The 10015-nt window shown below is 66.3% G+C and carries 10 protein-coding genes, 1 tRNA gene and 2 pseudogenes; 5 read left to right on the top strand and 8 right to left on the bottom strand.

The window, feature by feature from the left end:
- Positions 1-10: 10 nt before the first annotated feature.
- Positions 11-316: pseudogene (locus A5625_RS28040) on the top strand (ATP-binding protein); the annotation flags it as partial.
- Here the strand turns inward: A5625_RS28040 and A5625_RS03385 are convergent.
- Together A5625_RS03385 and A5625_RS03380 are read right to left on the bottom strand one after the other, a co-directional pair.
- Positions 206-1312: pseudogene (locus A5625_RS03385) on the bottom strand (histidine kinase dimerization/phospho-acceptor domain-containing protein); the annotation flags it as partial. The pseudogenes A5625_RS28040 and A5625_RS03385 sit on opposite strands and share 111 nt — an antisense overlap.
- A gap of 40 nt (positions 1313-1352) precedes the next feature.
- Positions 1353-2072, bottom strand: coding sequence for a response regulator transcription factor (locus tag A5625_RS03380; protein WP_066989042.1), 720 nt, complete (start codon positions 2070-2072; stop codon positions 1353-1355).
- 157 nt (positions 2073-2229) lie between these two features.
- Here A5625_RS03380 and A5625_RS03375 point away from each other — a divergent pair, with 157 nt between their 5' ends.
- From A5625_RS03375 to A5625_RS03365, 3 genes are all read left to right on the top strand, one after another.
- The gene (locus A5625_RS03375) at positions 2230-2946 is read left to right on the top strand and encodes a hypothetical protein (protein ID WP_066989040.1); all 717 of its coding nucleotides are present in this window, start codon (positions 2230-2232) and stop codon (positions 2944-2946) included.
- A gap of 28 nt (positions 2947-2974) precedes the next feature.
- Positions 2975-3046 (top strand) — tRNA-Thr (locus tag A5625_RS03370).
- Positions 3047-3910: 864 nt separating this feature from the next.
- Positions 3911-4252, top strand: coding sequence for a WhiB family transcriptional regulator (locus A5625_RS03365; RefSeq protein ID WP_066989038.1), 342 nt, complete (start codon positions 3911-3913; stop codon positions 4250-4252).
- Between the two features lie 49 nt (positions 4253-4301).
- Here the strand turns inward: A5625_RS03365 and A5625_RS03360 are convergent, their stop codons facing one another.
- Complete coding sequence (locus tag A5625_RS03360) at positions 4302-5090, bottom strand: DUF732 domain-containing protein (RefSeq protein ID WP_066989036.1); 789 nt, start codon at positions 5088-5090, stop codon at positions 4302-4304.
- Positions 5091-5231: 141 nt separating this feature from the next.
- On the opposite strand from A5625_RS03360, the gene A5625_RS03355 reads away from it, so the two are divergent.
- A complete protein-coding gene (locus tag A5625_RS03355) occupies positions 5232-6173 on the top strand; it encodes a lytic transglycosylase domain-containing protein (protein WP_066989034.1) in 942 nt (313 codons plus the stop codon).
- Positions 6174-6204: 31 nt separating this feature from the next.
- Here A5625_RS03355 and A5625_RS03350 read toward each other — a convergent pair whose 3' ends face one another.
- From A5625_RS03350 to A5625_RS03330, 5 genes are all read right to left on the bottom strand, one after another.
- Positions 6205-6444 (bottom strand): hypothetical protein, encoded by a 240-nt coding sequence (locus A5625_RS03350; protein WP_066989032.1) that lies wholly within the window; start codon positions 6442-6444, stop codon positions 6205-6207.
- A gap of 119 nt (positions 6445-6563) precedes the next feature.
- Complete coding sequence (locus tag A5625_RS29465) at positions 6564-7613, bottom strand: MAP_0585 family protein (protein ID WP_066989030.1); 1050 nt, start codon at positions 7611-7613, stop codon at positions 6564-6566.
- A gap of 40 nt (positions 7614-7653) precedes the next feature.
- On the bottom strand, positions 7654-8127 hold the full coding sequence (locus A5625_RS03340) for a lipoprotein LpqH (RefSeq protein ID WP_066989028.1): 474 nt from the start codon (positions 8125-8127) through the stop codon (positions 7654-7656).
- Positions 8128-8311: 184 nt separating this feature from the next.
- Positions 8312-8980, bottom strand: coding sequence for a S1 family peptidase (locus tag A5625_RS03335; protein WP_066989026.1), 669 nt, complete (start codon positions 8978-8980; stop codon positions 8312-8314).
- Positions 8981-9068: 88 nt separating this feature from the next.
- A complete protein-coding gene (locus A5625_RS03330; protein ID WP_197515948.1) occupies positions 9069-9944 on the bottom strand; it encodes an alpha/beta fold hydrolase in 876 nt (291 codons plus the stop codon).
- Positions 9945-10015: the final 71 nt, after the last annotated feature.

Genomic DNA, 10015 nt, shown 5'->3' with positions numbered 1-10015 from the left:
GGCTTCCAGGATGGGGCTGCTGGTTGACGACTTGTTGCTATTGGCCCGCCTCGACGTGCAGCGGCCGCTCGAACACCATCGGGTGGACCTGTTGGCACTGGCCAGTGATGCCGTACATGACGGGCAGGCGATGGCCCCGCGGCGTGCCATCACCATGGAGGTGCTGGACGGTCCCGGCACCCCGGAGGTGCTCGGCGACGAACTACGCATCCGGCAGGTGTTGAGCAACCTCGTCGCCAACGCCTTGCAGCACACCCCGGAAAGCGCGGATGTCACCGTGCGAGTCGGCACCAAGGGCGACGACGCGGTGCTCGAAGTCGCGGACAAGGGTCCCGGCATGAACCAGCAGGACGCGTCGCGGGTGTTCGAGCGGCCGCTGCACGTCGAGGCGGGCCAATAGCAACAAGTCGTCAACCAGCAGCCCCATCCTGGAAGCTTCACTTTCGATCCGCGACAACAGCATCGAAACGTCGCGAGCAGCTCCCTGACGGTACAGTTCGGCAAAACCGCGGATGGTCGTCAGCGGGGTGCGCAGTTCGTGGCTGGCGTCGGTGATGAAGCGCCGCATCCGGTCCTCGGAACCGCGGGCCTTTGCGGCCGAGGACTCCGAGGAGGCCAGCGCTTGCTGGATCTGCGCGAGCATTCCGTTGAGCGCGAGCGACAGCCGACCCACCTCGGTCCGCGGATCACGTTCTGGCACACGGCGATCCAGCTGTCCGGAGGCGATCGCCGCGGCCGTTCGTTCGACTTCGACCAGTGGCCGCAGGCTGCGCTGTACCACCGCGAAGCTGGCGATGCCTACCACGACAAGCACCGCCACCCCGATGCCGATCTGCAGCAAAACCAGTGAGCTGACCGTGTGCTGGACATCGGACAGGTCGATCGCGACCGTCGTCAGCCCATGCGGGCCGTGCACCGAGACGGCCCGCCATTGAATATCCGAGCCGTTCACGGAGGGCAGCGTCGTCGGGTTGGGCCCCACGTCGTTGTCGGCCGGCAGCGCCGGTTCGGCGTTGCGGTCATTGATGGCGGTGAACGGGGTGCCGTCGATGCTCACGCCGCGTACATAGAACTTCGACGGAGGCCGGCCCGGGTCGGGACCTTCGTAGGGCGGCGGCGACTGCCGCCTTGGAGCCTGTGCCCAGCCGCGGGACGCGTCGAGCAGTGTGGAGTCGATCCGGCTGACCAGGCTGTGCCGCAGCATCGACGTCACCGCGATGCCGGACACGGCGAGGCCGCAGGCGACCAGCGCCAGAGTGGCGGCGACGAGCCCTATCCGGAGTGGCAATCCACGTCGGGGCGCAGTGACCATCGATCGACTTCTTTGCTATCGCTGCCGGCCATGCGCCGGCTCAGCGCGGTTCCCGCAACACATAACCCACTCCGCGCAGCGTGTGCAACAGCCGCTTCTCGCCGGTGTCGATCTTGCGACGCAGATACGACACGTAGGACTCGACGACATTGACGTCACCTCCGAAGTCGTAACGCCACACGTGGTCGAGGATCTTCGGTTTGCTCAACACCGTGCCCGCGTTGATCACAAAGTAACGCAGCAGCGTGAATTCGGTTGGCGACAGCGATACCGGCTGACCGGCCTTCCACACTTCATGCGTTTCCTCGTCGAGCTCGATATCGGCGAAGGACAAACGCGCGCTGCGGCGTTCGGCTCCGCCTTTGCCGGCGCGGCGAAGGATGACCCGCAGCCGGGCGACGACCTCTTCGAGGCTGAACGGCTTCGTCACATAGTCATCGCCACCCAGCGTCAGGCCGGCGATTTTGTCCTGCAAGGAATCTCGGGCGGTCAGAAACAAGGCCGGGGCATCGATGCCGTCGGCGCGCAACCGTCGCAGCACCCCGAAGCCGTCCATGCCCGGCATCATCACGTCGAGAATGACCGCGTCGGGCCGGGATTCGCGGGCCCGGTCCAAGGCTTGGGCGCCATTGGTTGCCGTGCACACGTCGAACCCCTGGAATTTCAGACTCACCGAGAGCAACTCGACGATGTTGACCTCGTCGTCGACCACGAGGACGCGGGCCTCCGGTTTCGTTTCACTGGGGGTTGTCGATGTCATCAGATGCTGCCGTCCTTGCTTGACGTTTGCTATGTGAACGTTGTGTACTTCCTGAAAGCTCAGTGCCAACAGACTGATAGTAGTCTGCCAGGAAACATCGCATCGCCTTGGCACGTAAGACCGCGTTAAGGGGCCGCGTCGCGAATAGACTCCAGGGATGAACCTCGCCAAAAGCATCATGTCGGCTGCGACCGCGCCCGCCCGGGTGGGGCTGGCCGCCGCGGATGCGAGCCTGAGCGTCGCCAGCGCGGCCGTGGGGGTGGCGAAGCGGGCTCTGGGTGACGGCGGGGCCACCGGCACCAACGCGATGACGTCCATGCTGGGAATCGACGATGCGCTGGTGCGGGCCAACCGGCTGGCCAGGCTGCTCGACGACGACGCCCCGCTGGGCCGGGCGGTGGCCCCGGATGGTCCGATCGATCGGTTGCTGCGCCCGGGCGGGGTGGTTGACATGCTGACGGCGGAGGGTGGCCTGCTCGACCGGCTGACCGTCGAGGGCGGCGCCTTACACCGCACGCTGCAGCCGGGTGGGCTGGCCGATCAGCTGGTCGCCGAAGACGGTCTGATCGAGCGGCTGTTGGCCGAGGACGGGTTAGCCGACCGGCTACTCAGCGAAGGCGGGCTCGTCGACAAACTGACGGCGAAGCACGGACCGCTGGATCAACTCGCCGACGTCGCCGACACCCTGGCGCGGCTGACCCCCGGGATGGAGGCGCTGGAGCCGGCCATCGCCACCCTGCAAGACGCCGTCATCGCACTCACCATGGTGGTCAACCCGCTGAGCAACATCGCCGACCGGATCCCGCTGCCGGGACGGCGGCGGCCCTCGTCACGGCCGGTGCGCTCAGCACGCGTGATCGACACCGACCAGTGACCGATTAGGCTGGGTCCGGTTTTACCCCGCCTCCTTAGCTCAGTGGTAGAGCACTCGCCTTGTAAGCGAGCGGTCGTCAGTTCAATCCTGACAGGGGGCTCTGAGCTACAAAGCTTCTAGCTGCACCGATCGATTCGACGGCTTGCACTCGCCACACCTCGACCCCGAGGGTCGCTCGAAGCCGTGCGACCATAAGGCGGATGACCATTCACACCTGCATGGGTTGCGGCCTCAAAACTCGCTACTCGTACGGGCTCGCTTGCATGAGCTGCGGCCTGAAAACCCGTTACACATACGGTGATTGGCCAGATCGCCATGCGAAGGCCGCGGTAGCCTTCGCGGCGCCGTCAAGGATCCTTGCGCTGAGCGAACGGCATCCAACGGCCACGTTGGCATTGACGGTGCCGAGTGCGTTCATCGGAATAGCGGCCGTCGCCATCTACCCACTGGTGTTCGTGCCAGTGATGATCCTCCTCGGCGCGGCTCTGGTGGCGTCAACCCGCTACGAAGAAGCCCGTACCCCTCGAAGCAGTTCGCCCGTCAGGGACCACCCGAATCTCAGGCGAAAAGCATCTGAGCCGACCAATCGAACTGGTACCGCGGACTCGAGTGCTTCACGCTTCTGCTCGTATCACGGCTCGGTCCGCCCTTCGGTCGCCCGCCGCCGCACCGGCCGGCCATAAGTTGCGCGACGTAGGCCGCAGCGCGAGCCGTCCACCCGTGACGCGGTACCTACTTTCCGGTAACCACCCACACCTTCTCTACGTAGTCGCGGGGTAGGTGCACGCCACCTCCGCAATAAAGGCACGCATGTACCAAAAAACCATTGCGCAATCGACACCCAATCGTTAACTTGGGCCGCGGGGATCCAGATCACGCGACGGGCACGCTGTGACGCACATCCCAACCGGTAAGGGGAGGCGGCCGCAAACTTTACGGCTGGCCGAATGAAGGGGATAGCTCGTTGTCAGCAATGGAACCGGCCGCGCGGCCACTGCGTCTCGTGCCCGTAAACCGCACTCGGCGCGTAACGGACGATCGCACTTGGGTCTCGAAGGCGCTGTGCAGGGAAACAGATCTCGAAGCAATGTTTGTGCGGGGGGCTGCACAACGTAAGGCCGCGGTTATCTGCCGCCACTGCCCCGTGATGCGGGAATGCGCGGCGGAGGCCCTCGACAACAAAGTTGAGTTCGGGATCTGGGGCGGCATGACTGAGCGCCAGCGCAGGGCTTTGCTCAAGCAGCATCCAGAAATCATGTCTTGGAGTGATTATCTCGATAAGCGCAACGCCCGGCCCACCGGCTAGACACCGCAGCGGCCACCTAAGGCTTGGCGCGCCTCGCCTTTGAGGCGGATCACGGATGGCCGGGGATGGCGTCCAGTCCACCTTGGATGTCTTGCAGATTCCCCTGAATGCCTTGCAGATTCCTTTCGATGGCCTGCAAGTCCGACAGGGCATTCTGATAGGCCGGCTGCATCTCATCCGGGCCGGTAGGCCGCGACTGAGGACAGTACGAAACGATGGCGCCCGCGGTGACATCGGTGCTTTGCTTCGCGTCCCATACGGTGGTTCGCTGCACGAACCCGACCGCATCCGCGAAGTTCGGTTGGTGCGCCAGGAAGTCGCAGACCGCGTGCCCTTTGGTCAGCACATATTCCTGACTTGGAACCGGCACGCCTTGCTGCTTCAACGCGGCGACGAACGCCGCATCGACGGCGTTGATCGCCGGCGCGGATGCCTTTGGCGCAACCGGTTCGGCCTGCGCGGTCGAGGGCGGGGTGTCCTCCGGTTCTGCCGTTGGATTCTGTCGGTGCACCGTGAACATCACCACCACCGCGCAGACGGCGGCTATTAGGGATATCGGTAGTGCGGCGAGAAGTCCTAAGCGGCTGAGCGCAGCACGCCTGCGCCGCCAGGGAGTGATGTGGCGGGATTTGATGTCTCGCGACCTGCGGGCGGCACCAACCTCGGTCTCCCAGGCTTCAAACGCGTCACCGTCCGACCCCCCGGCGCCGTGGGCCAAGATTTCGTCGAGCAGTGCGTCGGCCTCGCGAGACGAGGGCTGACCGCCCTGCTCACGGATCGCTCGGCGCCGCAGCGCGATGAGGCGCAATTCTGAGTCGATCTTCTCGCGGTCGCGCACATTAATCAGTTTGAGAGTGTCGCGCCGTTGTTACAACTCCCGAAGAACTAAGGACTGTCACGCATTGATGTCACCCGGTCGATACGACAGACTCGCTGTGAGTCAACCGGCCGCCGCCAATCGAAATCGAGGCGTATCACTGTGAGCCGTAATCGGCGTATCGCGCCGCTTGCCCTCGGCGCGATCATGTTCGCGCTCGTCGGGTGTTCGGCGTCGCATCCGACCACCACCGGTCTGACCACGACGCGGGCCGCCACACCACCCGCGTCGCCGACCCGGGTGCTGCCCGCCGATGCGGGTGCACCCGGCGGCGCGCAGCCGCGCCTCGCGTCCGACCCCGCGCAGTTGGCCGATGACCTTGTCGCCGACGAGCGTGCGCTGCGGGATCCAGGGACACCGGAATCGGGACTGACGGCGGCGGCGCGTCGCGAGCAGGCGGCTTACCGGGCGATCGGACGGCACCCCGAGTGGGACGCCACCACACGCCCGCGCATCCCGCCGGAGCTGGTCGACGTCTACGACCGCAATGTCGACGCCCGCCGGCAACTCACCGCGCTGTCCCCGGTGCGAGACTCCCTGCCGGCGTGGCGCATCGAGCCGCCGGCCCCGGCCGACCAGCTGATGAACTACTACCACCAGGCGGAATCGGAATCCGGCGTCGGCTGGAACTACCTGGCCGCGATCAACTTCATCGAAAGCCGCTTCGGCAGCATCGTCGGTGCGAGCAGCGCCGGCGCGCAGGGACCCATGCAGTTCCTGCCCTCGACGTTCGCCGGCTACGGCCAGGGCGGCGACATCCACTCGCCCCACGACAGCATCCTGGCGGCGGGCCGCTACCTGGCCGCCAATGGCTTCGCCAACGATCGTGATCACGCCATCTACGGATACAACCACGCGCACGAATACGTGCGTGCGGTCGACCAATACGCGGCGTTGATTGCGGCCGACCCGGCGACGTTCGGCGCGTTCTACCGGTGGGATGTCTACTGCCTGACGACCGCGGGCGACGTGTTACTGCCCATCGGCTACGACGCGTCGTCACCCATCCCGGCCGCTGACTACGTCGCGGCCCACCCGCAGTAAGGCGTCGCGCCGGCAGCGCGGAGTGCCGCCGTCAGAGGTACTTGCGGGCGATGTCTTGCAGATGCGAGCGGACGTCCTGGCCGGTGGCCTTCTCGAGTCTGATGCCCAGCTCGCCGGCCAGGTTGACGAAGCCCATCAGCAGCATGATGTCGCCGTCCGGCTCGTCGGTCACGTTTTCGACGAGCCGGCTCCAGGTGAATTCAGGACCACTGTCCGACGACCAAGCCGTCATGACATCGATGGCCCGGCGAACGTTCTCTCTCACGTCCATGCCCGGAGCCTGCCATGCCGTCGTGACCGGCGCAGCGCCCAAACGACTCCGCAGAAGCGTCAGCGGGCGCGCCCGTTTACGGCTGCGCCCGCTGACGGTTCACGGTCGATCAGTACCGATCAGTACAGCGGCACCCAAACACCGAAGAACCAGTAACCCCAACCGCCGTACTGCCAGTTGAAGACCGGGAGGACGGTGAAGGTGTTGTAGTTGAAGGGCCCGAAGTCACGGCGCCCCGCATCCCAATCACGCGGCGGACCGTCCCACGGCCGGTTCCAGCCTCCCGGAGGCGGCGGACCGTCCCAGCCCCCTGGAGGCGGCGGGCCCTCCCAGTGTGGCGGCGGGTGGCCCGGAGCCGGCCCGTCGTTCCAGCCGTAACCATGCTGGCGCGGCGGCGGGGGCGCCCCACGGCCCGGGATGCTGAACTGAACATTCGGACCACCGGGCCCACCAATCTGCGCGTTGGCGGTGATCACGTCGTGGCGCGGAATGTACGGCGGGTGTGGCGGCTGAGTAGCCGGCGGATTCAGCGACGCAAACCGCTGCCGGTCGGGCGGCGGCGGATTGTGGGGGTTCTGCGCCGGCGGGTTTTGGCCGTGCTCGTTGGGCGGCGGATTCTGCCCGTTCTGCGGGTACTGCCCGTGCTCATTGGGCGCCGGGTTCTGCCCTGTCTGCGCTGGGTTTTGGCCGTGCTGGTTGGGCTGCGGACCGTTCTCGCCACCCTGTGGCGGGTTGTTCTGCCCACCCTGTGGCGGGTTGTTCTGCCCACCGTTGGCCGGCGGACCGTTGTGCCCACCCTGCGGCGGGTTGTCCTGACCGCCCTGCGCAGGCGGGTTGTTCTGTCCGCCTTGCGCCGGCGGACCGTTGTGCCCACCCTGCGGCGGGTTGTTCTGGCCACCTTGCGCCGGCGGACCGTTGTGCCCACCCTGCGCCGGCGGAGCGTTTCCACCACCGGGCTGACCACCCGGCTGGCCGCCCGGCCCACCCGGCTGGCCGCCCGGCCCACCGGGGTTACCGCCGCCACCACCGCCGCCGCCACCGCCGCCATGGCAGTTCGGGCAGGGAGGTGGCGGGTCGAGTGGAGCGGAGTAGGCCGACCCGGCGTTCAGCGTCGCCGCGGAGATACTCAGGCCAGCGGCCAGCGCCGCGGCGCTGACGACACGTTTCATAGACATAGCTGCGTCCCCTCTTGGGTGTCGATGGCCTGCACTACGGGCAGGTGACGTCCAACTCGAATGGCTTGGTGACCGGCTGCGGTTGCTGCGGGTTGCTCATGTCGGTACCGGTAGCGGTGCCCTTAATTGCCCAGTCCTTGCCGTTGACCGCGGCGCCGGCATTTCCGCTCTGGTTGGGCGCGGCGTCGGAGAAGCCCAGTACAACGCCGTTGACCGTGCCCAATCCGACGGAGTGCACCAATGGCGGGTTGCCGTTACTGACCACGGCGCCCAGCCCGGCGGTCGGGTCGCCGATGCCGATGTTGGTGTTGTCACCGGCGGCGTTACAGGTGACCTGCCCGGTGATGTTCTGGTTCTGACCGTCGACGATGAGCACCGGACCCGCTGCTGCCGGCGCTGGAGACGACGAGCCCGACGCCCCGGTACTCGACTTGTTGCTTGAACATCCGGCGCTGGCCGCGACCACCAAGGCCACGCCTGCTACGCCGATCACGATCCCACGCTTCACTACTGCTTCCCTTCGTGTCGCTGGTTCCGCTGCCACTCACGCTGGCCGCGTTAACACTGGCGGATTACCTGGGCCCTGCGGGCCGGCGCGTTGCGGCCGGTCCACTTGATACCCGGTACCTGAGAAATGCAAACGCTACGTTACGTGCCGCCACATGGCCTGGTCACCAGCCAATGCTCGCCTTTCAGGGCAGAACACGCAGGCCCCATTTGCCCAGCAGTGGATTGATGAGCATGAAATAGGTGGTGTAGTCGTCGCCGTCGGGCGACGACATCAACAGACCGACCGCGCTCACGGTGCCGTCCGGGTTCATCACGAAGCCGGGACTGCCGCTGTCGCCGTCCAGGCTGTACACGCTGGCTTCCACGACGTCGCCATTGAGGCCTTTGATGGTTCCGCACGTCTCGCCGGTTACCGCACCGATCTTGCAGAATGGCATTCCTACCTGAATCTGCTGGCGGCTCAACACATCCCGAACCTGATACCTGCCACCGACGTCGCCGACCGGCATGCCGACACTCGGCTCCAGGCGGATGATCGCGGCATCCCTCTTGTCGCCTTCCTGCTCGCTGGCCGAGATCCGGCCCAGCGGAGCATCGTTGCCGTAGGTCCATTCCGAGCCGTCGTGCGCGTCGCAGTGCCCACTGGTCATCAGGTAGTAGCTGCCGTCGGTGCCCTGTGCCGCGAAACCTGCTGTGCACCTTCCGGATTCGTGATCGACGCCCATACCCGGCGACGGAGGCGGTGACGGCAGAGCCGGGGGCGGCGCCGCCAGAGCGGTTTTCGCCACCGCCGTCGCGGACACCAGAACAGCGCCTAACAGCCCCAACCCACGCAACCACGGTATGGTCACGCCGCCCTCCTCCGCTTGAGCCCGCCAAATAGTAGCAGCGCTATGCGCGTGAAATGAGGTGGCGGCCAGTCTGTTCCGTGCACGAGGTTCACCGGACGTCGATATGCCGGGCAAGGAAGTCCAGCACAGCGTCGGCAAAAATGTCGTTGCGGTCGCCGGCAACCATGTGTCCCGCACCGCGAACGTCGGTGAATTCGACCTGCGGGAAACGCGCCAGGAATTCGTCGGCTCGCTCCTGGCTGACCAGGTCGCTCATCTGGCCGCGGATCAGCAAGATGGGCACTCCGCTGTGCAGGATCGCCTCCACCGCGGCATGCATCCGATCGGGGTCGGTGACCTCGAAAGGGGGGAAAGCCGCAGTGCCGCTGATGAACTGGGGATCCCAGTGCCAGTACCAGCGATCGCCGCGGCGACGCAGATTGGTGGTCAGGCCTTCCAGATCGGTGGGTCGGGGCCGGTGCGGGTTGTATTCAGCGATCGCATCGGCCACTTCGTCGAGTGAGCCGAAGCCCGACTCCACCCGATCGGCCATGAAGGCATGGATGCGGTTCGCCCCGGATTGGTCCATGTTCGGCACGATGTCCACCAGCACGACGGCGCTGACGATCCCCGGCGACAACTCCCCGGCGAGCAGCATCGACGTGAACCCACCCAGGGAGGCACCGACCAGCACCGGTTGCGGGGGCAGGGTGCGCAGCACCTCTTGGACATCGGCGGCAAAGCTGACGACGCGATAGTCGCCGTCACCGGACCAGTCCGATTCGCCGTGGCCGCGCAAGTCAACGGTGACGGCCTGCCAGCCGCGCGCCGCGACGGCGGCCGCCGCCTTCCCCCAGGAACGGCGCGTCTGGCCGCCGCCGTGCAGGAACACCACGGCCCGCGCTTGCGGATCCCCGAGGCGGTCAGCGACGATCTGAACCCCGCCGGGGCCCTGGATCGTAAACGGTTCGGCTGCCGTGGGCATCAGGTGATACTAAGGCGCACCCACGTGAAGCTCGCGTTGGCTTAACGTCAACGGCATGCCGGGGCGCCAAT

The organism is Mycobacterium sp. 1465703.0 (assembly GCF_001672975.1).
Lineage (GTDB): Bacteria > Actinomycetota > Actinomycetes > Mycobacteriales > Mycobacteriaceae > Mycobacterium.
Note: the sequence above shows the minus strand (reverse complement) of the source record. Positions and strands in the feature narration are given on the sequence as shown.